Source organism: uncultured Methylibium sp. (genome assembly GCF_902826655.1).
Taxonomy (GTDB): domain Bacteria; phylum Pseudomonadota; class Gammaproteobacteria; order Burkholderiales; family Burkholderiaceae_C; genus Methylibium.
This window is the reverse complement of record NZ_CADEFR010000020.1, coordinates 21,256-44,731: the sequence shown is the minus strand read 5'-3', so window position 1 is coordinate 44,731 and position 23,476 is coordinate 21,256. Positions and strand designations below refer to the sequence as shown.

The 23,476-nt window shown below is 65.0% G+C and carries 23 protein-coding genes and 1 pseudogene; 3 read left to right on the top strand and 21 right to left on the bottom strand.

The features are described 5' to 3' along the window. Positions 1–14: 14 nt before the first annotated feature. The 3 genes from QZV97_RS10535 to QZV97_RS10525 form a co-directional block, all read right to left on the bottom strand. Positions 15–1,124 carry a glycosyltransferase family 9 protein gene (locus QZV97_RS10535; protein ID WP_295641738.1) on the bottom strand — a complete coding sequence of 370 codons (1,110 nt, stop codon included), beginning with the start codon at positions 1,122–1,124 and terminating at the stop codon, positions 15–17. 153 nt (positions 1,125–1,277) lie between these two features. Further along, positions 1,278–1,853: an HIRAN domain-containing protein gene (locus tag QZV97_RS10530; RefSeq protein ID WP_295641737.1), complete on the bottom strand. Its 576-nt coding sequence runs from the start codon at positions 1,851–1,853 to the stop codon at positions 1,278–1,280. Positions 1,854–1,959: 106 nt separating this feature from the next. After that, positions 1,960–2,943, bottom strand: coding sequence for a HipA domain-containing protein (locus QZV97_RS10525; protein ID WP_295641736.1), 984 nt, complete (start codon positions 2,941–2,943; stop codon positions 1,960–1,962). Positions 2,944–3,065: 122 nt separating this feature from the next. Between QZV97_RS10525 and QZV97_RS10520 the strand changes: the two genes are divergently transcribed. Further along, on the top strand, positions 3,066–3,809 hold the full coding sequence (locus tag QZV97_RS10520; RefSeq protein ID WP_295641735.1) for an NYN domain-containing protein: 744 nt from the start codon (positions 3,066–3,068) through the stop codon (positions 3,807–3,809). Between the two features lie 37 nt (positions 3,810–3,846). On the opposite strand, the gene QZV97_RS10515 is transcribed toward QZV97_RS10520, so the two are convergent. The 7 genes and pseudogenes from QZV97_RS10515 to QZV97_RS10485 form a co-directional block, all read right to left on the bottom strand. Then, positions 3,847–4,137, bottom strand: coding sequence for a nucleotidyltransferase family protein (locus QZV97_RS10515; protein ID WP_295641734.1), 291 nt, complete (start codon positions 4,135–4,137; stop codon positions 3,847–3,849). Between the two features lie 7 nt (positions 4,138–4,144). Next, positions 4,145–4,357: a hypothetical protein gene (locus QZV97_RS10510; protein ID WP_295641733.1), complete on the bottom strand. Its 213-nt coding sequence runs from the start codon at positions 4,355–4,357 to the stop codon at positions 4,145–4,147. Positions 4,358–4,368: 11 nt separating this feature from the next. Continuing rightward, positions 4,369–4,473, bottom strand: a pseudogene (locus QZV97_RS10505) (type II toxin-antitoxin system HigB family toxin); the annotation flags it as partial. Positions 4,474–4,505: 32 nt separating this feature from the next. After that, the gene (locus QZV97_RS10500) at positions 4,506–4,808 is read right to left on the bottom strand and encodes a type II toxin-antitoxin system RelE/ParE family toxin (RefSeq protein WP_295641732.1); all 303 of its coding nucleotides are present in this window, start codon (positions 4,806–4,808) and stop codon (positions 4,506–4,508) included. A gap of 6 nt (positions 4,809–4,814) precedes the next feature. Then, the gene (locus QZV97_RS10495) at positions 4,815–5,075 is read right to left on the bottom strand and encodes a type II toxin-antitoxin system ParD family antitoxin (RefSeq protein ID WP_295641731.1); all 261 of its coding nucleotides are present in this window, start codon (positions 5,073–5,075) and stop codon (positions 4,815–4,817) included. Positions 5,076–5,455: 380 nt separating this feature from the next. Continuing rightward, the gene (locus QZV97_RS10490) at positions 5,456–6,505 is read right to left on the bottom strand and encodes an IS110 family transposase (RefSeq protein ID WP_295641730.1); all 1,050 of its coding nucleotides are present in this window, start codon (positions 6,503–6,505) and stop codon (positions 5,456–5,458) included. A gap of 49 nt (positions 6,506–6,554) precedes the next feature. Then, a complete protein-coding gene (locus QZV97_RS10485; RefSeq protein WP_295641729.1) occupies positions 6,555–7,118 on the bottom strand; it encodes a hypothetical protein in 564 nt (187 codons plus the stop codon). A gap of 904 nt (positions 7,119–8,022) precedes the next feature. On the opposite strand from QZV97_RS10485, the gene QZV97_RS10480 reads away from it, so the two are divergent. After that, positions 8,023–9,267: an integrase domain-containing protein gene (locus QZV97_RS10480; protein ID WP_295641728.1), complete on the top strand. Its 1,245-nt coding sequence runs from the start codon at positions 8,023–8,025 to the stop codon at positions 9,265–9,267. A gap of 104 nt (positions 9,268–9,371) precedes the next feature. Next, on the top strand, positions 9,372–13,202 hold the full coding sequence (locus QZV97_RS10475) for a DUF3427 domain-containing protein (protein WP_295641727.1): 3,831 nt from the start codon (positions 9,372–9,374) through the stop codon (positions 13,200–13,202). 202 nt (positions 13,203–13,404) lie between these two features. On the opposite strand, the gene QZV97_RS10470 is transcribed toward QZV97_RS10475, so the two are convergent. The 11 genes from QZV97_RS10470 to QZV97_RS10420 all read right to left on the bottom strand — a co-directional run bounded on the left by QZV97_RS10470 (position 13,405) and on the right by QZV97_RS10420 (position 23,421). Then, the gene (locus tag QZV97_RS10470; RefSeq protein WP_295641726.1) at positions 13,405–14,187 is read right to left on the bottom strand and encodes an HAD family hydrolase; all 783 of its coding nucleotides are present in this window, start codon (positions 14,185–14,187) and stop codon (positions 13,405–13,407) included. A 63-nt stretch (positions 14,188–14,250) separates the two neighbouring features. After that, positions 14,251–15,204, bottom strand: a complete 954-nt coding sequence (locus QZV97_RS10465) for a hypothetical protein (protein ID WP_295641725.1) — start codon at positions 15,202–15,204, stop codon at positions 14,251–14,253. A 55-nt stretch (positions 15,205–15,259) separates the two neighbouring features. Continuing rightward, positions 15,260–16,414 carry a DGQHR domain-containing protein gene (locus QZV97_RS10460; RefSeq protein WP_295641724.1) on the bottom strand — a complete coding sequence of 385 codons (1,155 nt, stop codon included), beginning with the start codon at positions 16,412–16,414 and terminating at the stop codon, positions 15,260–15,262. Positions 16,415–16,421: 7 nt separating this feature from the next. After that, the gene (locus tag QZV97_RS10455; RefSeq protein ID WP_295641723.1) at positions 16,422–17,225 is read right to left on the bottom strand and encodes a hypothetical protein; all 804 of its coding nucleotides are present in this window, start codon (positions 17,223–17,225) and stop codon (positions 16,422–16,424) included. Next, on the bottom strand, positions 17,222–17,596 hold the full coding sequence (locus QZV97_RS10450) for a 6-carboxytetrahydropterin synthase (RefSeq protein ID WP_295641722.1): 375 nt from the start codon (positions 17,594–17,596) through the stop codon (positions 17,222–17,224). The genes QZV97_RS10455 and QZV97_RS10450 overlap by 4 nt, the downstream gene beginning before the upstream one ends. After that, on the bottom strand, positions 17,593–18,231 hold the full coding sequence (gene queE / locus QZV97_RS10445; RefSeq protein WP_295641721.1) for a 7-carboxy-7-deazaguanine synthase: 639 nt from the start codon (positions 18,229–18,231) through the stop codon (positions 17,593–17,595). The genes QZV97_RS10450 and queE overlap by 4 nt, the downstream gene beginning before the upstream one ends. After that, a complete protein-coding gene (queC, locus tag QZV97_RS10440; RefSeq protein ID WP_295641720.1) occupies positions 18,228–18,965 on the bottom strand; it encodes a 7-cyano-7-deazaguanine synthase QueC in 738 nt (245 codons plus the stop codon). The genes queE and queC overlap by 4 nt, the downstream gene beginning before the upstream one ends. Further along, complete coding sequence (gene dbpB, locus QZV97_RS10435; protein ID WP_295641719.1) at positions 18,962–20,050, bottom strand: DGQHR domain-containing protein DpdB; 1,089 nt, start codon at positions 20,048–20,050, stop codon at positions 18,962–18,964. Before dbpB (QZV97_RS10435) ends, queC begins: the two co-directional genes overlap by 4 nt. After that, a complete protein-coding gene (dpdA, locus tag QZV97_RS10430) occupies positions 20,025–21,344 on the bottom strand; it encodes a tRNA-guanine transglycosylase DpdA (RefSeq protein WP_295641718.1) in 1,320 nt (439 codons plus the stop codon). Before dpdA ends, dbpB (QZV97_RS10435) begins: the two co-directional genes overlap by 26 nt. Continuing rightward, entirely contained in the window at positions 21,341–22,510 is a 1,170-nt protein-coding gene (dbpB, locus tag QZV97_RS10425) for a DGQHR domain-containing protein DpdB (protein WP_295641717.1), read from the bottom strand. Before dbpB (QZV97_RS10425) ends, dpdA begins: the two co-directional genes overlap by 4 nt. Then, positions 22,507–23,421, bottom strand: coding sequence for a hypothetical protein (locus QZV97_RS10420; protein WP_295641716.1), 915 nt, complete (start codon positions 23,419–23,421; stop codon positions 22,507–22,509). The genes dbpB (QZV97_RS10425) and QZV97_RS10420 overlap by 4 nt, the downstream gene beginning before the upstream one ends. Positions 23,422–23,476: the final 55 nt, after the last annotated feature.

Below are 23,476 nucleotides of genomic sequence, written 5' to 3'. Positions count from 1 at the left end.
CGGCCGGCGAAGGTTCAGGCCGCGACCCGACCGGCGAGCCGCGCCCTGGCCTCGTCGATCACGCGCTGCGGTTCGAGCGCGACGAGGCAATCCGCGCGGCTCGCGGCGTGATCCTCGCAACCGGCCCGCCCGCAAGGCACGCAGGCGCCCGGGCCCTGCAACAGCGTGACGCCGCCCCGGCGCTGCAGCGGCGCCGTCGGGCGCCATGGCGGGTCGGACCGGCGTTGACCCTGCGGCCACGGCCCCCAGACGGTGGGCGGCGTGGGACCGTAGAGCGAGATGGTCGGCGTGCCGGAGGCGACCGCGAGGTGGGTGATCGAGGTGTCGGGCCCGATGTACAGCGCGGCCGCGCGCAGCAGCGCGGCCAGCTGGCCGAGCGACAGGCTCCCGGACGTGTCGAGCAGCGCTGGCGCCGTGCCGAGATCGCGCAGCGCGGCAACGACCGCCTGATCGGCCGCGCCCGGCCCTCCGCTCAGCACGACCTGCTCACCATCGGCCAGCAGCTCCGCGATCAGCACCCGGAAGTGCTCGACCGGCCACTGCTTGTAGCGCCACATCGATGGCGCATGCACCACGACATAGCGCTCGCGCAGCGCCCCGGCCAGAGCGGTCGGCAGCGGTTGCAGCGCCGGCGGCTCGACGACCAGCGGCGCGGTCGCCGCCGACGCATCGACCCAAGGTGCGAGCAGCGCGAGCTTCTCGCCCACCACATGCGCGTGTGCATCGGTGATGACCAGGCCATGCGCCAGAAAGGGCCGCTTCCACCAGTCGAAACGCCTGGGGCCCATCAGCAGGCCGGCCCGCACACGCGCCGCGACCAGCGCGTACCAGAAGGCCCGGTCGCTGCGCTGCGTGACCAGCGCCAGGTCGTAGCGCCGCCACAGGCGACGGATCAAGCCGAGCGAGGACCACCAGCCGCTGCCCGGCCGGACCTCGATGCGCCCGGCGATGTCCGGGTTGCCTTCCAGCATGCCCAGCGTGCCTGCGAAGCCCAGCACGTCGATGCGCGCAGCGGGCCACCGCGTCTTCGCGGCGCGGATCAGCGGCGTCGTCAGCAGAACGTCGCCGATCTGGCGCGTGCAGACGACGAGGATCGAGCGGAAGTCGTCGTCGCGCGGCGTCACGGCAATCACAGCAGCACGATGTCGTATTGAGGGGCTTGAATCGAAAAGCGTTGACGGGACAACGACTTGCGCTCACGCCCTCGGCTTGTGTCGGTTCGAGCTACCCGCCTGGCTACCTGGATCGCACGGGCTCTCATGGAACGCCTCGCGACGTCATGCAACGCTGACCCGCACGAAGATCAACGGGCGCTGCGGCTTGCCGTTTTGACGCTCGATCGTCACCGTCATACGGCCGCTCTGCATCCATCGACGGAACATGCCCTTCAGGGCTCGATTGACGAACCCAATGCGTTGACCCTCGTGCAGGACGACCAACGCATCCGACTCGACGGGGTTGTCGGGATCCGGCTGGATGCTCACGGGGTCGCCAACGCGCAGGTCCGACAGCGGGCCTTGCATGACATGTCGCGTCCCGGCGACTTCCATGACGTAGTCGCAAGGGCGGGTGTCTTCCGGGAATTCGGGCACCAGCGCAAAGCCGTCGCTGGGCAGTCGTGCTCCGGTATAGCCGAGCAGCGCCACGTCGGACAACTCGAACGGCGCGGACAGTCCGTGCAGTTGCAGGTAGTCGGCAAAATCCTCCCGGTTGCGCGGCGGCAGGCGGCGCATCAAGGAGTCGAGCACGCCACTGCGAATCTCTTCCTCATCCACCCGGAATGCCGGAAACCCCTTGAAGCCAGCCACTTCGGCAGCCTTGAAGTCTTCGGTTGCCTTCAGGTAGCGGAACACGGCGGACTTCGACCCGGCGACTGGGATGACCTCCCCCACAACCCGCCGAGTGCGCACCGGGGCGCCCTCATCGGAGGGTTGCCACGTCATCAACAGACGCGATGGTTCAACCAGGTGGCGCAGCGGGGACATCCAGGAGATCTTTCAACAGGGCAAGCCGGCGAACCAGCAAGCGGCAGACAAACCGCATTCTGGCAGTTGACAGCGGCGACGGCACCGGCAGATGCACCAAGTCCCCCACGCAAGAGGTGAGGTCGTCCGGAGAGAAGTCAATGCGGCTGCGCAGCAGGTTCAGGTCCAGGTGCTGCGCCCAGTCGTGGAGGACGTGGCGAAGCAGCGCGAGATGCCCCTGGACATGGCCGGGGTCGATCGATGACTTGATGTGATGCGTACCGCGCTCGATGTACTGGTCAAGCCTGGCATCCGTCCATCCGGCTACGCGCTCGGGAAACCGCTCGTGACCGAGGCTGGTGCCGTTGTCGAACAGGGGTGCCAGTCGACAAGGTGGCATGTTGGGCGGTTGGCGCCCGGCGGACTCGAAGATCAGGCCCCAGTTGTCCTGATGACGATCGGAGTTCCCGATCAACGCATCGAACAGCAGTGCTTCGGCCCACCATTGACGCCAGTTCTGCGTGAGCGCGCCGGTATGGACCAGTGCGCGCATCAACCTTTCAACATCCTGCAGGTTGTGCTGCGTGCCTCGGTCCCTGTCGAAGTCGGGTCGCAGCATCTGCATGAAGTCGCCGCCCAGCGCGAACAGCTCGGCGCCATCCCGGTAGAACCACTCGATCAGCGCCGCACTGTGACCCGTGCGCGAGTTGAACGCCGCGAACGCGGGCGGCACCTGCAGCCCCATCAGGCAGCCCACCCGGTAGGCGATCACCTCGCCCCAGAACTGGTCCGGATAGCTGCGCTTGGAGCGCTTGAACAGGTACCGCTTTCCACCGACCAGCACAGCCTCCGGCGGCAGCGCCGGCGCGAACACCGCATCCTTGGCCCGCGCGCCTTGCGGGAAGACGCCGAACTCGGCATCGACTTCCCACTCGGCGACGTCGAAGGCATGGGTCTGGATCAGCGGTGGCTGCCTCACGGGGGCTCGGTGTGCATGTCGTCACCGTGGACGACACCGCCAATGTAGTGGACACGCGAAGCTGCGCCGCTTCTACCGGTGATGGACCGGGCAGTTGCAGAATCAAGCTCGGGAGGCAATGCATGAGCGACATCAAGGACAACACCGAAGGCCGCGTCGCCGTTCTCGTCGACTGCGACAACACCAGCCCGGAGATCCTGGAGTACGCGTTGCGCGTCGTGGCGCAGTTCGGCCGCGTGGTCCTTCGCCGCGGCTACGGCAACCATGGCACCCTGGCCAACAAGTGGCAGGACGCACTGGTCCGACTAGCCTTCACACCCTGCCTGCAGTACCAGTACGCTTCGGGAAAGAACACCTCCGACATCGCGCTCGCGCTGGACGCCCTGGAAGCGATGTTCGACGGACGGGCCGACACCTTTTGCCTGGTCACCAGCGACTCGGACTTCGCGTACCTGTGTCGCAAGCTTCGCGAGCGCGGTGCGACCGTGCACATCGTCGGTGAGACCAAGACGCCCGACGCGCTGCGCAACGCCAGCGATCAGTTCTTCGAGTGGCAGGCTCCGGACACCGCAACCTCCTCCGGGGAGCCCAAGCCCGAGGCCGCCAAGCCCGTCAAGCGCCGACCGCGGAGCCTGATCTCTGCCGTCACCCTGCTGGCGGCCAACACGTCCGAGGGACGCGTCGGGCTGGGCGCGTTGGGCCAGTACCTGAAACGCACGGACCCGGCCTTTTCGCCCAAGGCCTTCGGGCACTCCGGCCTGCTGGACATGGTGCAGACCTACACCGACCTCGTTACCGTGAAGGATGGCGGGGGCTACTGGGTCAGTCCGAAACCACGCACCGAAACCGGGACCAACGGCGCCTGAATACGGTTCGCGCCCCGCCTGCCACTCGTGGGCAGCTTCAGACATGCAGGGTCTCACGCTCGACATAGGGGCGCAGCTCAGGGCGCAGTGCCTTGTCGGTGACCAGGTCCACCCGACGCCCGAGCAGATCCTCGAGAAAGAACTGCACGCCGAAGTAGCGTGACGAGATGGCTGGTCCATCGAACGAGACCAGGATGTCCACGTCGCTGTCGGCTCGCGCCGCATCACGGGCCATCGATCCGAAGAGCGCGAGACGAGTCACCCCGTATCGATGGGCGAGTTCAGCCTTGCTCGCTGCCAACTGCTGCAGCACATGCGCGCGGTTCATGGTGGTCTCATCCGCCCTGTCCGCTGCAGACACGTGCGCCCACCGGGTCGGGCGCGCCGATAGGAAAGTGCCGGGCCTCGTAGGCTTGCACCAGCGTGGCCAGGATGTCCAGGTGATCGCCCTTGGTCGTGCCCGGCGCAGGGTCGGATGCCATCAGGGCCGCGATGTCGCCGAGCGCGGCCTGGTAGTCGGCTTCTGTGCGGATGGGACGGATGTTCACGATGACCTCGCTCAGCTCGGTTCGATGGTGTGTGCGTTGATCGCGTCGTACTGCTGATGCGTGCCGATGAACTTCACGTAGACGATCTGCAGTTTGTAGGCGATGGCCACGATCAGGCTGGTTGATTCATTCTCGGTTCACTGCGACATCACGACCCGTCTTCGCCGAAAGCAAGATCGACGTCGCGACCACTGTGGAGCACCCGCACCACATCGACCCCATCCTTCACCGCCATGTAGAAGATGACGTACCGCCCGAACGGAAAGCTCCGCAGACCCGCGAGCAACTCGTCTCTGCCGCGCCCCATCAAGGGCTGCGTGGCCAGGAGATCGAGCTTCTCGTCCAGCCTGTCGACCCAGCGGTCGGCCTCATCGAGGCTGTCCTCGGCGATGTAGTCCCAGATATCGAGGATGTCGGCCGCGGCCAGCGGCCGGCGGGACACGCGCGCCATCGCGCGCTACGCCGCCTTGCGCGCGCGGCGGGCGCGACCTTCACGCTTGACCTCGTCCGCGCTCCAGGGCTGGCTCGGGCCACTGGCCATGCCCTGGCGGACGTCGTCGCGCAGTTGATGGAGCTTGGCCTCGCGAAGGCGGTCCTGCTCGTCCATCAGCCGCAACGCTTCGCGGACCACTTCACTGGCGGAGGTGTAGAGCCCCGAGGCCACTTTGGAACGAACCAGTTCCTCGAGCTGCGGGGTCAGGTTGACGTTCATGCCCATGGTTGCACTCCTTCGTCTGCGTGGCAGCAAGGATATCAGGCTATGTCAAAGATGGACATCTTCCGCACCACTCAAGCCCGCACGCCGATGGCCCCGGCGTCCACGGCAAAGAGACGGCAGAGGTGACCCACCACTTGTGTCGTCATCGCGCGAGGCGTGACTGTCCCCTGTTCACCGAATCACCTCTGCCCTTGAACGAATCGTCGCTGTTCTTCTTGCAGGTCGGCCATCGAAAAGCGGTCAGCCCGGCTCAGGACATAAATCGTCGCCGCATTGTGGCGACCGCCGCGAAAACGAGCCCGGACTGCCCCTCGATGGTGACCCTGCCAGCGCGGCGCGACACGGCTGGCACTGCCCGACGCGAGAAAGCGAAAGCACCTCTACGAATCGACCCTTTCAGAACCCGCAGGGTTGCGCCTTGCCAGGGTACGCCACAGGGTGCGCGCGTTTCTGTTTGCCAGGGCCACGCAGGCCTTGGGCCAGCCGATCCGCTCCCGCACCTGGACCGCCCACCTCGCATCGGCGTCGTCGTGTCTGGGCGCGACCGTCAAGGCGCTCCGCGCGCCGAGGACGAGCAGCTTGCGCAGATAGGCATCGCCTCTCTTCGTGATGCGACCGAGCCTCTGCTTCCCGCCGGAAGAGCGCTGCCTCGGGACCAGTCCGAGCCAGGCGCCGAACTGCCGCCCATTGCCGAACTGGGTCAAGTCGCCGAGGCTCGCAGCAAGCGCCGAGGCGCTCAGCGGGCCAACTCCTCGTACCTCCATGGCAAGCCTCGCGTTCACGTCGCTGCGCGCGTGCTTCGCAATCTGCTCATCGCACCAGGCGACCTGCCGCTGAATCTGATCCAGATGGACACAGCATCGACGCAGCGCAGGCCTCGCGTTTCCCGGAAGGCCCGAGTCGCGGGCAGACACCGCCTGTTGCAGCGCGTCGCGGAACCGCGCGCCGGCAAGCGGGAGCGTGATGCCGAACTCGAACAGAACGCCCCTTGCGCGGTTCATCCAGGCAGTGCGATCCTTGATGTAGCCATCGCGCAGGCGATGGATCGCAAGCCATCCCTGCTGTTCGGGTGTCTTCACGGAAACGAATCGCATGCGAGGCCGGCATGCTGCTTCGCAAATGGCCTCTGCATCGGTGGCGTCGTTCTTCCCGGTCGCTCCGGTCATTCGATACGGCGCCACGAAGCAGGGGGCGATCAGCCTGGGGACCAGACCCACGGCGCCGAGTTGCCGAGCGAGGTGATGGGCGGCAGAGCATGCCTCGAACGCGACGAGGCAGCCCTCAGGCAACCGCTCGCACCATGGGATCAACGCGGATCGTTGGAGCTGCCTGGCCACCACCACGTTGCCCGCGGCGTCTACCGCATGCACCTGCACAACCGACCGTGCAAGGTCCACTCCGACACGGACGATGTTGTCGTGGTCTGTCATCTGAGTACCTCACTTTCCAAGCTGGTTGGAGTTCGGAATGGCCGATGGCTCATCGCTTGCGCCTGAATGCCACAACCGTTCCCGGGGCTTTGGGCGATGGGTCGAGAGGACTGTCGGCGCGCAGAGCGACCCGCGCAACCCTGGTGATCGTGACGTCGACCTGCCTTGCCCGAACCGAACGCCATACCGCTCGCACGGCACCGGCGATAAATAGCCAGACACCCCCGGCCGCGAGTGCGACACCGGGCGCCGCGTTCCCGAACCACCAGATCGCACTGATGCACAGCAGGATCAGCACGCTCAGATCCCACCCGCGCAGCAATGGCGGCGGATCGATCTCCACGTAGTTCACCGCCTCCAGCGTCGTCCAGTTGATGAGGCCGACCACCGTCGGCGGCCCACTATCGGCGGACTCGATCACCGTGACCTCATGGCCTCGACGGGCCGGCATCGTGCGGGTGTGGATCGTGACCTGGAGTTCCTGGTCGGCGTCGTCGCGCAGCCAGAGTTCGTACCGGTCACTCGGGCCAGGCGAGCGCCGGTGGTACAGGTGGACGTTGGTATGGCGGCGCAAGTCGACGATGCGACCCCGGATGAGTTCGTGCTTGGGCATGGCTTGCTCCTCGGACAGAGAAGCCGAGCCTTTGCCCGAACCGGTCCGCGTCAACCCCATCCAGGTCCGCTCCAGGACCGGGGTCGACCTCGATCGCGACTGCGGTGGGACTGCAGGACCGTTCCAGTGCGGGCCACAACCCGGCGGAAAGGCCAGGCCACAGGCCGCGACCCGGACCGCGACGGAGCCGCGCTCCGGCTGTTCTCCCGTCGCAGTGGAGAGCGACAAGCCACACCGACAAGCCGAGGTGTGCATCGGTTCGTTACCTGAGGCAGGAATCGACGGCGTCAACACGAGCGAACGAGGTGCTGAGACCGATTGGAGGCACACATACCGGCACTTTTGGGGTTTGCCAGTGCCCGGTCGCCGCGGACACTGACTTGGCTCACCGCCGGTAGCTGGCTCACCGAGCGCATCGCGCGCTGAACCCAGCCCTGTCGAAGATGGCGCAACTCGCGCCCCAGTGTCGCGACGCATGCCGTCGCCACGTCAAGCATCGCGCCTGCCGCCTCGAGCGGTTCGCGCCGAGACGGTGACCTGATCACCGTGAGCCCCGAGCTCGAACCCATCGACGACTGCACGCAGCGTGCAGGCGTCCGAGTCCCCAGCCTCGCACCCACGCCATGACATCGGTCCTCCGCGCATGCGCTTCGCCTCGTGCGAAGCCGGCGCGGACCGCGTGGACGGCCCGCGCGTCCGCCACGGAGCGGACGCAGCCAGTCGGGTCGGCGAGGCCCTGAGTACGCGGTGCCGCAGAGCACCGCGCCGAGGGTCAAGCCCTCGGATCGCCTCCGGTTCTTGTTGAACCGGGCTCGGCTCGTCCCGATGGACGGGCCGGCACCTTCACGCGCCCGACGCGTGCTGGCTGGCGATGACTCTTACGCACCTCCGTGCGGCCGAAGGCATGCCTTCCGGCCGCGAACCCTGGCAGCGACACCGGCGCCTGGAAACCGCCGATGTCGAGATCCCGTCACCCGATGCCCCCGCCAACCCTCGACTCCTGGAGAACGTGATGACCTCAGACCGCCCCGCCCGCAAACCCGCTCCGCGGCCGTTCGGGCCGCGCACCTACGAGCAGCCGGACCTGGACAGCGTCCCGCTCAACCCGAAGCGCTGGCGCTACGTGCTCAACCTGATCCTCGCGCGCCATGCCTGGCGGCACAGCACCCGCAACAAGGGCGTCGGCTACGACACCATCGCCGAGCACGGGCGCCTGATCGTGTGGATGTTCCGCTTCCTGCGCGAGCACCCCAAACGCTATCGACTCGACCCGCGCTCGTTCACCGGCCGCCACGTCGACTGCGTGATGGGCCACTGGGCGCAGGAGGTCAAGGCCGGACGGCTGAAGCCCTCGACGATCCAGAACTACGCCAGCCAGTTGCGCACCTTCACCGGATGGATCGGCAAGCCCAGGCTGGTGAAGCCGATGAGCGCGTACTTCGATGACGCGGCGCTTTACGCGCGACATCAGAACGCGACCGAGGACAAGGCGTGGCGCGCGAAGGGCGTCGACGTGATGACCGTGGTCAGCGATGTCGAGGGTTACGACCGCTACGCAGCGGCGGCGCTGCGACTGATGCACGCCTTCCACCTGCGATTCAAGGAGAGCCTGATGTTCCGGCCGAACAGCGATGTGCTCACCGCGGCACAGGCGGGCCGCGAAGACGCGGGGGTGGACGCGTACCTGCGGGTTCACCGCGGCACGAAGGGTGGCCGGCCACGGCTCTTCCCGATCGACAACGACCTGCGGCGCGGCGCGATCGAGTTTGCCCGCCGGGTGGCGCCAGGTCCGAACGACAGCATCGGCGACCCTCGTCTGGACCTGAAGCGCGCGATGCGGCGGCTGCGCTACGTGATGGAGCGCTTCGGCATCACGCGGGCCGAACTCGGCGTGACGCCACACGGGCTGCGGCATCAGGGAGCGGCGACGGACTACGAGGAGATGACCGGCGAGAAGCCACCGGTTGCGGGTGGGCAGCCCGTCGCCAAGGAGGTCGATGCGAAGGCGCGGCAGGAGATCGCCCAGCGGCTCGGGCACGGGCGCACGAGGATCGCCGGCATGTACTTGGGTCGGTCAGTTGTCGTGGGCAGCGAGACGACCACGCGCCCCGTTGACCCTGAGGAGACGGAAAGCTCGAACTCGACATGACCCGGTTCCTGTCCACCCGAACGTATGAGGCGAACTCCTGCGTTGCCAATCCGGCCTGGTAACCTGGTCACGAACTGACCGATCAATCGCACCGTCAGCCAGGGATGGACGAGAACGACCACTACTACAACCGGTTCGCTGCGGACTTCTTCAGCTCGACGGTCGGCGTGGACATGACGCCGATCTATCGGGGCTTTCTGGCCGGGCTGCAGCCCCAGGCGCACATCCTCGACGTCGGCTGTGGCTCGGGGCGCGACGCCAAGGCATTCGCGGGCATGGGATACCGCGTCACGGCCTTCGACGCCTCCGAGGAACTTGCCAAGCTGGCCAGCGAGCACTGCGGCTTCGAGGTCGCGGTGCGTCGCGTCGAGGACATCGACGAAATGGCGCAGTACGACGGCATCTGGTGCTGCGCCAGCCTGCTGCATGTGCCACTCGCGGCGATGCCCGATGCCCTTGCGCGGTTGTGGAACGCGCTGCGCCCAGGCGGCACCCTCTACGTCAGCTTCAAGCACGGCACCGGCGAGCGCGTCCACGGCGGGCGACGGTTCACCGATGCCGATGAGGCCTCGCTCCGCCAGTGGTTCGCCCGCTTGCCCGATGTCCGCCAATTGGAGATCTGGCTGACGGATGATCAGCGGCCCGATCGCGCCGAACGCTGGACCAATGCGCTGGCCACCCGTAAGTCCGTGCCGAGCCAGCGGCTCGTGACCGGTGGCGCCGACCACTTCCTGCCTCACCTGTCGGAAGCCTTCACGTGGGCCACACAGGCGGACCTGGCCGTCGCCTTCATCAAGACCCCGGGGTTGCGGCTTCTGCTGCCCGACCTGGAGTCGATGGTCGACGCCGGAACGTCACGGCGCATTCGCGTGCTCACCAGCGACTACCTCGACATCACCGACCCCGAGGCGCTGCGGTTGCTGCTGCTCCTGCAGGAACGGGGCGCCGAGGTCCGCGTCTACACCACGCAGGACGGCAGCTTCCACCTCAAGGCCTACATCTTCGCCAGGCTGGAGCAGCATGTACTGGTGGCTGGCACCGCATTCATCGGCTCCAGCAACATCAGCCGGCAGGCACTGCAGGACGGGCTGGAGTGGAACTATCGCGTGGTCTATCCGGGCGACTCGGGCTTTCTCGAAGCACGGCAGCGGTTCGACGAATTGTTCGGCCATCCGAACAGCGTGCCGCTGTCCGACGCCTGGATCGAAGCCTACGAGCAGCGGCGGCTACCGCCTTCGCGATCGATCGCGCCCGGCAGCCACGAGCAGGAGGCGCCGCCCGAACCGACGACGGTCCAGCTCGAAGCTCTGGCGGCGCTGGCCGCAAGCCGTGACGGCGGTTACCGGCGCGGCCTGGTGGTGCTGGCCACGGGCCTGGGCAAGACCTGGCTGGCGGCGTTCGACGCCGTGCGCATGGGTGCCCGGCGCATCCTGTTCGTCGCGCATCGGGAGGAGATCTTGGGGCAGGCTGCGGCGACGTTCGTTCGCATCCTGCCGGGCAAGCGTGTGGGCTACTACACCGGCCGCACCCGCGATGCCGATGTCGACGTGCTCTGCGCCTCGGTGCAGACGCTGGCGAGGGCCGAGCACCTGGAGCGGTTCGCGCCGCAGCACTTCGACTATGTCGTCATCGATGAATTTCACCATGCGGCCGCCGGCACTTATCGGCGGCTGCTGACCCACTTCGCCCCCTCGTTCCTGTTGGGGCTGACGGCGACGCCGGATCGCACCGACCAATCGGACATCCTCTCGCTGTGCGACGACAACCTCGTCTACAGCTGCCACCTGTTCGCCGGCATCCGGGCTGGGCTGCTGGCACCCTTTCACTACCACGGCATCCAGGACGAATCGGTCGACTATCGCGAGGTGCCCTGGCGCAACGGCCGATTCGACCCCGAGCAGCTGTCCAACAAGCTCGCCACGCTGGCACGTGCCCGCCATGCATTGCGCGAGTGGCGCAGCAAGGCCCAGCAGCGCACGCTGGCGTTCTGCGTCTCGACGCGGCACGCCGACTACATGGCGGATCAGTTCAACCGCGCCGGCGTGGTTGCTGCGGCGGTGTACGCCGGCTCCCCGCTCGGCCGGGCGCAGGCGCTGGAGAAGCTGCACGCCGGTACGCTGCAGGTGGTCTTCTCGGTCGACCTGTTCAACGAAGGCGTTGACCTGCCCAGCATCGACACGGTGATGATGCTTCGGCCCACCGAGTCCAAGATCCTGTTCCTGCAGCAACTGGGCCGCGGCCTGCGCCGCAGCGAGGGCAAGCAGCACCTGGTGGTCCTGGACTTCATCGGCAACCACCACAGCTTTCTACAGAAGCCGCAGGCGCTGTTCGGCGTGGGTGCCACGTACCAGGCGCTGGCCGCGTTCGCGCGCAAGGCGGAGCAGCACGCGCTGGATCTGCCGGCGGGCTGCTACGTCAACTACGACCTCGCGATCATCGAGTTCCTGAAGTCGCTGGACAGCGGCGGGCCGCAAAAGGACTACGAGGCGCTGCGCGACGTGCTGGGCCGGCGCCCGACCCTGAGCGAGTTCTATCGCTCGGGCAGCAGTATCCAGGCCATGCGGCAACAGGCCGGCCACTGGTTCGCGTTGGTGCGCACGATGGGCGACCTGACCGATCAAGAAGCGACAGCGGCTCAGCAATACCAGGCCTTGCTGCGCGAGGTCGAGGTCACTGCGATGACCAAGAGTTTCAAGATGGTGCTGCTGGAGGCGCTGCTCGAACTGGACGGCCTTCGGCAGGCCACCCAGCTGGACGTGCTGGCGCAGCGGTCTCGCGGCGTGCTGGAGCGGCGCCGCCCCTTGCTGGCAGATCTGTCATCCGAGGTGCGCGCCGTGGCGGCCACCGATCCCGCATGGGGCCGCTACTGGCGCGACAACCCGGTCAAGGCCTGGACCGGCGGCAACCGAGCAGCGGGCACATCTGCCCCCTTCAAGCTGGACGGATCGATCTTCGCGCTGACGCAGGGCGTGCCACCGGACATCGTGCCGACTCTGACCGCGATGCTGCAGGAACTGGTGGACTACCGGCTGGCCGCCTACGAGGTGCGCCTGGAACCCGACGCGACCACGGGCAATGTGGTGCCCTTCCCGGCCAAGCGACACGACGCCGTGGAACTGCCCTACTTCCCGAACCTGAAGATCGCGTGTGGGCACTTCAAGACCGGGCGCACCGATTCCGAAGAGCATCGCGCACTGCCGACGACGTACGGCCCGCTGGATCCGAGCCGGCACTTCATCGCTCGGGCCACCGGCAACTCCATGGACGGCGGCAAGAGTCCTGTGCGCGACGGCGACCACCTGCTGCTGGAACTCATCACCCCGGCGCGCGCCGGCTCCATCACCGGCAATGTGGTAGCCATCGAGCGGCAGGACGAGGCCGGCGGCGACAACCAGTACCTGCTGCGGGTGGTGACCAAGAACCGCGACGGGCAGTACGTGCTGAAAGCCAACAACCCGGCCTTCGAGGACATGCCGGCCACCGACGACATGCGCACGCTGGCGCGACTACGTGGCGTGATCGACCCGCTGGACCTGGCGGTCGGCCAGGCCTTCCAGCGCGAAGAGATTCCCGCGCTCTTCGGCGAGCAGTTCAACCCCGGCAGCTGGAACGTGGGGCACGTGACGCTGAACGACAAGAAGGCGCATGTGCTGCTGGTGACCCTAAACAAGCAGGGCAAGGCCGAGGAGCACAAGTACCTCGACCACTGGATCGACGAGCATCACTTTCACTGGCAGAGCCAGAACTCGACGACGCCAGAGAGCAAGCGAGGCCAGGAGATCATTGGCCACGAAGCACGTGGCATCGCCATTCACCTGTTCGTGCGGGATGGCAAGCTGGCGGGCGGGAAGGCGGCGCCATTTGTCTATCACGGGCGAGCGACGTACGAGTCGCATCAGGGGAGCGGGCCGGTGAGTGTGGTGTTCAGACTGTGACATGGGTCCGGGCACCACGCTTCGCACCACTGAAATCCGATCGACCTCGCTTGCACTGACCGTCATGCACGCTTCGCACGTGTGAGCCCGCCGCTGATCGTCGCCAAGACGCCGCGAGCGTCATCATTGCGGCGCTTGGAGCCTGTCGGCTACGGCCGTTCTACTCACGGTCTCGAAGGCATTGCGGTCATCCACGCAACAGCTAACCGACACCCAGTGCGTTCTCTGCGTCAGCCTTGACACACCATCTAGCCGCGTCGAGGAAGTTGACTGCCACGTGGTCAGCCTCCTCTTGGTCCCTCTGTGTTTGCCATGACGGCTTGAAGCGGCTAGGAATGAGGACCGTCGAACAGCCAGCGGCCTTCGCCGGAAAGATGTCACGATCGGGTTGGTCCCCGACCACGACGACTCGACTTCCAGCAAATCTGCTGACGACGCGGTCAAACTGACTCCGCTCCTTGGTCAGTTCCCAGACGCCCTCGAATGAAGCGAGCAGGCCATGCAGCTCAAGAATGCGCTTCTGCTTTTCGATGCGGCCTTCCGTCATCACGTAGAGACGCAACCTAGCGTGCGTGGCCACGCTGACACCTTCGGCCACGGTCGGCAGCAACTGTGGGGCACGCGACAGTGCCTGTACGTAGTCGGAGACGATCGCGTCAACGCCGACTTGGTCCAGCGGACTGGCCGCTGGAATTCGCCCAGAAATGGCCTCACGCGAGGCGGCTTCCGGTTCGATCCCCGCCAAACCAGCCTCCACACTCCTCACCAGCAACTGCGGTGGATAGCGCAGGTGGAGATGGTGTCTCTGGGCCAACGCTTGATCGTATGACCTGACGAACGCGAGTCGGTCAACCGCACGGCAAGCGGCCCCGGCCTCTTCTTCAACGCGCGTCAGCAGCAGTAGCTGCGCCTCCTGAAACACGGCATCGGTGTCCCAGAGGGTGTTGTCTGCGTCGACGAGGACTACTGTCTGTTGGTGCGACATGCTCCAGCCTCGGTGTTGGCGTTCATAGAACAATACACCCTAGGTGGCTCACAGGATGAGCCACTACCCGCCCGACGCGGGCTTGGCGGACTTCTGCGGAGAAGAGTCGGGCGCTTGATCCATCTTGGCGCCAGACGCTGCGCCGGCGCCCTGCGGTTCCGACGCCGCTTGACCCGACGAGGAATGAGTTGTGGCTACAGGCGCATCCCGCTTCTCCGCCGCTTTCGTTGGCGGCGTTACCAAGGCGAAGGTGAGCATGACCACGAGGAACAGGGCCAGCAGCACACGTATGCCCCACAACAGCAGCTTCTGGCCAGGGTCGAGGTAGCGAAGCTTGTCGGCGACTTTGGCCGAGATCAGGTACGCCTCGGTGACATAGTTCTTGTAGTAGGTGCGCAGCAATGCGCTCTTGTCGTCCGCGAACGCCTTACCCCAAGCCTCTGGCTTCGTTCGAACGACCTGCTGATAAAAGAGCAACGACCGCACGTGGTCCTCGTCAGCAAGGTTGCTGCCTTTGGGCCAGACGAAGCGGGTGGACATCGCGTGGAATGTCACGAGGGCACCGCTCGCGACTAGAAGCAGATAGATCCCGAAGAGCAGATAGCTCGCCGTCACCCAAGGCGACGTGGCTCCGGCCGGTGGGGGGCTGTGCAAAGGATAGGTGTCCACGAACTTGCCGAACACAGTCCCGACCGCGGCTGTCAAGAAGGCGACGATCGTCAGCAGTCGGCCAGCCTTTCCGTCCTGGTATTCGGTCTGCTTCTTCGCCTCCTCCATCGAATCCTTCGCGCGATCCATCAGCATCTTGGGATCGACCGTCTTTGCCGGATCGGTCGATTCGAAGGAAAACTGATCGAGCCCTTTCAGAATGCTGGCGATCATCTCATCGGTTTCGATCCGGGCGCCACTCTTCTCGCGCCTCGGGTGGTACGACACGTCGACGCCGAAAAGGGATCCGAAAATCGCCCTGACGATGTCGACCAACGCCTTCCAGAGTTTCTTGACAAAGTCAAACATGGAAGTCCCCCCTCGATTGCACCGCCTGGTCTGCAGGCAAGAATACGCGTAATCGCTACTTCGACGCTGCCGTCTTGTCGACGATGTCTATGTCGGTGTACCACGCGATGTCGCGGCGGCCATTGCGATAGACCTGCGTGATCGCCGCGAGAACACGTTCGCGACCCTGCGCAGTATCGAAGCCGCCCGCCGACTTCTCGGCCCACGGCGTCGTCCACAGGCGTGGATCGATGTAGCCGATGATGCTTCGCGTCTGCTTCTCGATCTGTTCGAGATCCGTGATCTGAATGTCCAGTTCGTCGCTGTCCGCCCAGTTGGCGATGCGATCGACGATCAGGCGCGTGAGGCAGAAGATCCCAACCTTGGAGACGAGTCGCGAGTCCTTCTTCCAAAGCGGCTTCCAAACGGCCTTGATGGTCTTCCAGATGACCAGGAAGACACTACGGCGAACATCCCTGTCGTCAAACTCCGCCAAGCCCAGGCCACCGAGATAGTCGAGCGACGATTCGATGGCGGTGGCCTGAATCATCCGATTGGCTTTCGGGGTCGCCGTCCAATCGATCGTCTTGAAGAAGGGGCTATCCGGGTCCGAGTTGACCAAGTCAACGTCTTTGATGCCATCCACATCGAATGCCATCTTAGCGCCGCGCAGCCGCTCTGCGAGCGCTGTGGCCTTCATGTTGGCAAGCAGAGCCTTCGTGTGAGTGGCTGGGACTTTGCTCGCCTTGTTGTTGATGACGAGAAACTGAAAGAAGCGCTCGACCTTGTCAGCCTTCAGCAACGCGATCACCGGGACCTCGATGGAGTCGTCGTACGTTGCGATTCCGAAAAGCCGATGCTGACCATCAACGATGGTCGCCGCGTCTGTGCCGTCAGCGAGGACCGTGAGCGTTCCTGCGCCGCCGGACGGCGAGTCCTTGAATGACGCATTGCCATCTGCGAATGCCAGCACCAGGGCCGTCGGAATCGTGTTCTTGTCATCGGCGGCAAGAAACTTCGCTATCGCCTGTACACGAGCCTCCTTCTGCTCGCGCTGCGGACCGCGACTGCTCGACGCGAGCTCGGCAACGTCCGCGAACTCCTTGATCTTGCCGACGGGGGCATGAAACATCACCAGGTCAGGCGACTTTCCGTCCCTCTGATTGAATCGGAACGCCTTGAACGTCCTGCCAGCGCCGGGGCCGTGCTTGATGATTTTCTTGGTAGCCATGAGGTTCCTATGCGGTTTCGAGATCGAAGAACGTCACCGGGAGGCGGGTCGTGCGATGCCGCAGTTCCGAATTCATCGGCCCCACCTTGAGGAAGGACTCCTTCAATGTCAGTCCTTCGGCATCGCAGAGTCGAAGAACCTCAAGATAGTGCCGCGCATAACGCACCCTTGGCCCAATGCCTTTATCAAGTGCCTTCGCCGAAGGCTGCGGAGGAAGAACGTAGTTGTGAACGTTGACCCACTCCCATGAGATCGTGTCTTTGGTGATCTTCTGACACACGAGGCACGCTGGAAGCAGGTTCGCTTCAACGCTGTCACCGCCGATCGAGGTCGGCCACAGGTGTTCAAGCGTCAGGAATTCCTTGGAGTCCCGGCCTGCGGCAGGGTCCAACGACTGTCGGCACAGGTAGCAGTGCAGTCGCTTTTGATCGCGCACGACAAGTTTCCTGACGCCGACGGGAATCTCGATCGAGGACGCGGCATGCGCTGCGATGACTCCTCTGGCCACCTGTGCGGTCAATTGCGCATCGAGGCTCGGGAACAGGTCTTCATTGATGAACCTCGATACCCTGCGCACGTGATTGGCCTCGTCGGGCGTCATCCCGATTTCACTCGCCCAGAATCTGAGCAGGCGCCTCATCGCGAACGCCGACATCGCCCCGCGGACGTAGTCCGCGAAGTCGCCATCCCCTCCTGCGCGGCTGATCAGTTCGCTAAAGTTCGCCCAGTTCGCCTGCTTGTTTCCGAGCGAGTCAAAGACCCCATCTCGAAGCAGAAGGAACAGGCGCTCGCCAGCTGTCCTGGGTTTCATGAGGCTTGAGCGAGCGTCAGTCGGCATGCGTCGCCGCTGGCCTCGCGCCAAACCCGCACGCTTGCGACGGGCAGGACTGTCCCTCGAAGCCGCTCCGCGATGAACGCGCAGAGGTTCTCCAGCGTCGGCGCGCCCAGCGCCGGCACCTCATCCAAGAACGCGTGATCGAGTACCTCGCGCACCGCTTCGATTTCTCGACGAAGCACCCCAAGGTCCACAACCATGCCTGTCTCGGGATTTTTCGGACCTTGGACCGTGACCTCTGCCTGGTACGTGTGCCCGTGAATGCGCTTGCTGCTAGCAGTGTCGATCTTCCGGTCGAGGGTGTGCGCCGCCTCGAAGAAGAACCGTTGAGATATTTCGTAGATCATCGGATGCCTATGATCTTGTGGGTTTGCAGGCTCAGCTTCCACCCAGGGCGGGCGAGACACTGGTCAATGCAAAACTGCGTGTTTGCCTGGCGATCGCTTCCGTCCATCGGCTGCAAAAACCGATGCTCGAACCCGGCCTCCTCGAACTCATCCAGGTCTATCCCTGGTTGTGGCCAGATCACCTTGAGTTCGTTGCCTGAGCGCTGACGCCACTCGGCACCGGCCTTCGGACTGACGCAGATCCAGTCGATGCCCGCAGGCGCCTCGATCGACCCGTTCGTCTCGATGGCGATCTCGAAGCCGCGGGCGTGAAGCGCGTCGATCAGCTCCCGATCAACCTGCAGCAACGGTTCGCCACCGGTGAGCACAACCAAGCGGCGGCCCAGTCGGTCTCCGCTGGGCCACAGGGAATCGACACACGCCGCGAGATCCGTCGGGGCCGCGAACTTGCCGCCACCGGTCCCGTCCGTCCCAACGAAGTCTGTGTCGCAGAACTTGCAAGTAGCGGTAGCTCGATCCTCTTCGCGGCCAGTCCAAAGGTTGCAGCCGGCGAACCTACAGAAGACGGCGGGCCGTCCGCTGTTCGCGCCCTCGCCTTGCAGCGTGTAGAAGATTTCCTTGACTGAGTAGGTCATGCGGCTAGCGCCTCCCCTGCCCAACGTTCCCACCCCGCGCGCCGAAGTTCGCAGGCCGGGCAGGCATTGCACCCATGTCCCCAACCATGCCGGGCGCCGCGCTCGCCCAAGTAGCAGGTGTGCGTGTACTTGACGATGAGGTCAACGAATCCGGCGCCGCCCAGTTCCTCTGCGAGGCGCCACGTGGCCGCCTTGTCCAGCCACATGAGCGGCGTTTCGATCGTCACGCGCTGACCGAGCCCAAGCGACAGCGTGATCTGCTGCGACTTGATCGTGTCGTCCCGACAGTCGGGATACCCCGAGAAGTCGGTCTCGCACATTCCGCCCACGAGGACATCCATGTCTCGCCGATAGCCCAAGCACGAGGCCAGGGTCAGAAAGAGAAGGTTGCGGCCAGGCACGAAGGTGTTCGGCAGGCCGTTGGCCTGCAGTTCGATCTGCCTGTTGTCGGTGAGCGCTGTGCTGCTGATTTGTCCGAGGATGCCGAGATCCAGCAGATGGTCGTCGCCCAGTCGAGCACTCCACTGGGGGAACTCGCGCCGGATCTCATCAAGGACCACAAGGCGCTGAGTCAACTCGATCGCGTGGCGTTGTCCATAGTCGAAGCCGACCGTCTCCACATGGGCATAGCGCTGCAGCGCCCACGCGAGGCACACCGTGGAGTCCTGGCCGCCCGAGAACAGCACCAGGGCACGCCTCGTCGCGGAGGCTGTTGGCAGCGTCGTCTGGTTCATGCAGCTTTCCTCTTGCCGGATCGAGCCGGACGGTGCGGCGCCCGCACCAACCCGACGAGATGCTCGGCCAATTGTTGAATCTGGCGAGGGACGTTCTCGATCCGGTTCCAGCGAACCACTTCACCGTCTGCGAACGTCCATTGCCCTTCGGTCCAGGCTGTCTTGCCGACGAGAGGCGCAAGGCCTTCGACAAATGCCGCCTTTGAGGTCGCGTGACGGCGCGCGTAGATTTCGTCCATGACGTAGCCCAGCGCCGTGATGCCCGCGCCGTGCACGAGACGCGATGTCGTGGGCTTGTGCCCATGCCATTCGCCCGGAAAAACCTGCTGCACGGCCGCGAAGAAGTTGTTCATCAGCTCGAACGCTGGCGCGACGTCCTTCTTGCCGGACATCACGATCTGAACGGCGCCCGCGGCTTCGGAGTTCATGATCGCCTTCTGAAGCGCAGTGTCCTTGATCACGCCGGTCGGATTGGTTTGCATCTTCACGGCCTTGCGCAGCGAACTGGCAGGATCGAAGTTCAATCGCTCGGTCAACTCCGCGGCGAGTTGCCGGGGCGCCAGGCGCTCCGGCAGGTGATCCATTCCGGGGAGGAGTTCGTAGATCAGCGACTTGGCCAGCGGGCGCGTGTTGTTGACGAGGATGAACTGGCGCTGCAGTTCCTTCATGTCGCGGCAGATGAGGCACGAGGCGAAGACCTGGAAGTCCTCGCGACCCGTCTGGCCCAGCGCCGTCAGCCGTTGCTGCCCGTCGACGACGAAGCCGGGAGGGTGATCGCCGACATCGACCTCCAGCACCGTTCCACCGCCCCGCTTGTTGACTATCCGGGCGTCACCGACAAACGCCAGCACGACGCAGTTCGGCATGACCGCGTCCGGTTCTTCCAGATAGTCGCGGATCTCCGCAATGTGACCCGCCACCTGCGGCCGTTGGAACCCCACTGCATGACCATGGGCGTCGCGACCCAGACGCTCGATGGTGGCAATGCGCGCGATCTCGGTAGCCGTCGCGCGCACCATGACGACGCTGCGGTTCGTTCCCTGCTCGGCAAGCAGAGCTTCAAACTTGAAGGTCTTTTTCGACATCTCTTGTTCTCTTCTTCGGGGACTTGTCGAGGAGCCTGCGTACGTGCTCGGAATACACGTGCAGGTTGTGGAATCCTCGACGCTTGTTGCGATTGCTGGACCGGAAGATGACCACGTCGATGCTCGCCTCGCGGCACACGCGACACGAGCAGGCCTTCCATGGTGCGTCGCTCAGGGTGCGGCGCACACTCGCTTCGGTCTCGCGCAGAGCCTTGGCGAGCGTCGCCTCGGTCTTGCACTTGCACGCCTGGTACAGACGCTGGTACCCCATGACGTGCTCAACAGTGTGCTCAAGCGATTGGGTCCCCGCGTCGAATGCGCGCAATGCCTTTAGCGCCCGCACCTCCGCCGCGGTCGCTACCTCCTGGCGCAGACGCCCCTCCTGAACGGCATTCGTCAAGGTTCGGTCTTCGGTGGACTGCGGAATCCGGATCGCGGTGTAGTAGTCGAGCCCCTTGCCAGGGCCGGGAACGTAGTAGTTCGCCTTGGCATCCTTGAACGCCCGGTACAGCGGCGACGTCGAGTCGAAGCTGTCGATGCCGTAGTCGGTGAACTCGCTGATCTGCTCGGCCTTGGCGAACCCGAGGATGTGCAGACGAGTGGGCGGTTTCAGGCGCTGGCGGATCGCCTTCAACGCCAGGTGGACTTCTGGGGACGCGAGCGGAACCATGCCCCCGATCGCTAGGTACCGGTAGCCCATCTTCTCCAGCGATTGCGCCGCCATCGCCATGCTCTCGGGCGACCAGCCCTGCACCGCGCCCATCGGCGTGAATCCGGGAATCGAGCGGGTCGCCTTGAGAAACGATTCCGCGTTTGCAAGCGTGATGTCGAAGCGTTCACGCTCGTCGCCTTCCGCGCCCTGCATGCCGACGACATGCGGCCGGAACGCGAAGATGATGTGGTCGACTGAACAACCGTGCGTGAAGCCGCCGTCTGCATAGAAGGCCGCCATCTCCTCGGCGGAGTACGGAGGGACCTTCTCCTCGACGTACGTGAAGGCCCCGCAGTCGCCGTAGATCGGCATGTTCTTCAGCGCGGGCGTGTCCATGCGAAGGAAGGCGCGAGCGCCAACCCGGCGAAAGCGCATCGCATGCGCATCGCTGTACTTGCCCTTGACACGGTGGTCGCCGACGATGCCTCGCGACACCAACACGCCGTCGTACGGCGGGCGCTCGAAGAACTCGTGGGAGTAGAGGTCAGACCAGTACGGCTTGCGACCCGGCGTGAAGCGGTCGCGCTCGAAGTCGTAGCCAGGATCGATCTGGTCGATCGCGTCTGCATAGATGAACTTCATGCAGCACCCGCCCGAACATAGGCCGCACCCAGATGCTGGACGACACGCGCCATGCTCTTGGCCGTCATCTCCAGCGCGTTCCACTCCATGCCGATCTCGGGCCACCGGCCGGAGGTCCACGCGCACTGGCGCGCAAAGCTGCTGATTTCCTTGCGGAAGAGTTGATCGATGTCACCATGCCGGTAGCCGACCCGCGCACAGATCCGATCCATCATCACGCCCATCACCGAGATTCCGGCTGCCGATGTCAGGCGACTCTTGTCCGGCGGCAACGCCCAGGCCTCTGGGAACGTCGCTGCAACGGCGGACCAGTACGCCGCCAGCAGCCGGTACATCTCGCGCACGTTGGCGGCGTCTCTGCCATTGCCCTTGAGGTGCAAGAGCGCGCCGCTGGTGCCGTTCAAGCGGTCACGGATCATCCGTGTGACGGCAGAGTCGATGATCGCGTTCTTGTCGGCCTTCTCGGAGATCCGCGCGATCCGGTGGAAGAACGGCGACTTGCTCGTGACGTTGAGCAGGTTGCACAGTTCGCTCGGAACACGGCTGGCAATGAGGTCGCGCGGCAGCAGCGCGTCGTCGGTCTCCGGCAGCAATTCGTTGATCAGCCGCTGCGAGAGGCCCTTGGCGCGATTGACCAGAATGAACTGCTGACGATGGGTCTCGATCGAACTGGATTCGAACGCCACGACGGGCACCAGGATCGATCCATTCTTCGAACGCCCCAGGGCCAAGGAACGCTGCTGGCCATCGACGACCCACGCCACCTTTTCGCCCTCTGGTCGCACAGGAATCGAAAGCGTCCCGGCCTCGACGCCTCCCACGTTGAGGTTTGCCGTCTTGGTCCCGCGCTTGCGCGTGAAGGTTACTTCAGGCGAGAGCGCCAGGATGACAGCGTTCGGGAACAACGCCGGCCCGCGGTCGAGGTACTCGGTGATCTCGCGCACGTGCTTCTGGATTTCTGCGCGCTGGAATCCCTGGAGCTTGTGCTTCTTCTCGTCCCGTTTGATTCGGCTCAGATCGGCGATCTGCGTCAGTTGGGCGCCCGGCATGGCGAAGCTGAAGACCTTCGCGTCTCCCTGCTTGAAGAGCAAGGCGTTCATCACGAGCGCGGAAGCCCGCGAAGACTTCGACTTGGTCGCAACCTTCTTCCTGGCGACAGCGTTCATCGTGCACGAGCCCGTGTGAGGTCGGCGATGCGTCGAAAGCGCCCTTGTTCGCACGCGCGCCCCGCGGCGCGCAGCATCCGCAACAACACAGACGGAGCTCGTTCGCCACGCGGGTCCTGCTGTCGTATCCATCTCGCGATCTCGGTATCCGTCTGTGCCAAGCGGGATGGGCGGACCCTCGGAGTCGCCCGAGCGAGCGCGTCGGCCACCCAGCGCCGATGCACGTCGATGTTGGTGGCGTTCGGCCGACTCTTCAGCATGGAGGAGAAGTGCATCAGTGCGCGCTGGACGGCGCTCGACTGCGTTCCCTGCGGCGCGCCTTCGAGCTCATCCAGTCGGGCGTCGTACCCGATCACCTGCGAACGAAGATCCGTGGCCAACTCGATGCGGCCCGTCGTCACAAGCCGCAGGCGCTTTCGGTTCGCGGCCGTGAGCCCCATCAGGTCCGGTTCGACCATGCGCACATACGTGCTTGGCAACGCCACCAGGACCAAGCCATCGTGCTTGCGCATGAGGCCCGCGAAAGGGTTGGCCACCCCATAGGCCTTGTTCAACGCCAGCCACCAGTCTCCCGGCGTTGCCGAACCTGCGCGCAACGGAGCCGGGGCAGAGGCGGAACCGCGCGAAACCGTCAGGTCGTAACCTGGGATCGCCGCGTCGCCGTCAACGAGCGACATTCCCGCCGACACGAAGAACAGGTCACACGCAAGCGCTGTGGCCGCCCTCGCGGCACTTGCGACCGCAGGGCCGCCGTAGACATCACGCGCCGCGTACAGATCCGAGGCCGCGCGGACGTTGCGAACCCAGGTGCGCGCGAAAGCGTCGGGCGTGGTCGCCCGGTACCGCGCAGCGCGTAGCGCCGCGGGCACACTGACCCTTTTCGTGGAACTGCAAGACGTGACGATGAGCATGGTCGGGAAACTGCAAGTCCGCAGTATCCCAGACGATGCAGTTATTGCTGCCGAC

What these genes read in the sequence shown, in the direction of transcription:
- dbpB (WP_295641717.1), bottom strand. Translation starts at nt 22,510, where the DNA reads ATGAACGCTGTCGCCAGGAAGAAGGTTGCGACCAAGTCGAAGTCTTCG.
- QZV97_RS10480 (WP_295641728.1), top strand. Translation starts at nt 8,023, where the DNA reads ATGCCTTCCGGCCGCGAACCCTGGCAGCGACACCGGCGCCTGGAAACC.
- QZV97_RS10455 (WP_295641723.1), bottom strand. Translation starts at nt 17,225, where the DNA reads ATGAAACCCAGGACAGCTGGCGAGCGCCTGTTCCTTCTGCTTCGAGAT.
- dpdA (WP_295641718.1), bottom strand. Translation starts at nt 21,344, where the DNA reads ATGAAGTTCATCTATGCAGACGCGATCGACCAGATCGATCCTGGCTAC.
- QZV97_RS10470 (WP_295641726.1), bottom strand. Translation starts at nt 14,187, where the DNA reads ATGTCGCACCAACAGACAGTAGTCCTCGTCGACGCAGACAACACCCTC.
- queE (WP_295641721.1), bottom strand. Translation starts at nt 18,231, where the DNA reads ATGACCTACTCAGTCAAGGAAATCTTCTACACGCTGCAAGGCGAGGGC.
- QZV97_RS10520 (WP_295641735.1), top strand. Translation starts at nt 3,066, where the DNA reads ATGAGCGACATCAAGGACAACACCGAAGGCCGCGTCGCCGTTCTCGTC.
- dbpB (WP_295641719.1), bottom strand. Translation starts at nt 20,050, where the DNA reads ATGTCGAAAAAGACCTTCAAGTTTGAAGCTCTGCTTGCCGAGCAGGGA.
- QZV97_RS10465 (WP_295641725.1), bottom strand. Translation starts at nt 15,204, where the DNA reads ATGTTTGACTTTGTCAAGAAACTCTGGAAGGCGTTGGTCGACATCGTC.
- QZV97_RS10485 (WP_295641729.1), bottom strand. Translation starts at nt 7,118, where the DNA reads ATGCCCAAGCACGAACTCATCCGGGGTCGCATCGTCGACTTGCGCCGC.
- QZV97_RS10500 (WP_295641732.1), bottom strand. Translation starts at nt 4,808, where the DNA reads ATGGCGCGCGTGTCCCGCCGGCCGCTGGCCGCGGCCGACATCCTCGAT.
- QZV97_RS10460 (WP_295641724.1), bottom strand. Translation starts at nt 16,414, where the DNA reads ATGGCTACCAAGAAAATCATCAAGCACGGCCCCGGCGCTGGCAGGACG.
- queC (WP_295641720.1), bottom strand. Translation starts at nt 18,965, where the DNA reads ATGAACCAGACGACGCTGCCAACAGCCTCCGCGACGAGGCGTGCCCTG.
- QZV97_RS10495 (WP_295641731.1), bottom strand. Translation starts at nt 5,075, where the DNA reads ATGGGCATGAACGTCAACCTGACCCCGCAGCTCGAGGAACTGGTTCGT.
- QZV97_RS10475 (WP_295641727.1), top strand. Translation starts at nt 9,372, where the DNA reads ATGGACGAGAACGACCACTACTACAACCGGTTCGCTGCGGACTTCTTC.
- QZV97_RS10420 (WP_295641716.1), bottom strand. Translation starts at nt 23,421, where the DNA reads ATGCTCATCGTCACGTCTTGCAGTTCCACGAAAAGGGTCAGTGTGCCC.
- QZV97_RS10490 (WP_295641730.1), bottom strand. Translation starts at nt 6,505, where the DNA reads ATGACAGACCACGACAACATCGTCCGTGTCGGAGTGGACCTTGCACGG.
- QZV97_RS10515 (WP_295641734.1), bottom strand. Translation starts at nt 4,137, where the DNA reads ATGAACCGCGCGCATGTGCTGCAGCAGTTGGCAGCGAGCAAGGCTGAA.
- QZV97_RS10450 (WP_295641722.1), bottom strand. Translation starts at nt 17,596, where the DNA reads ATGATCTACGAAATATCTCAACGGTTCTTCTTCGAGGCGGCGCACACC.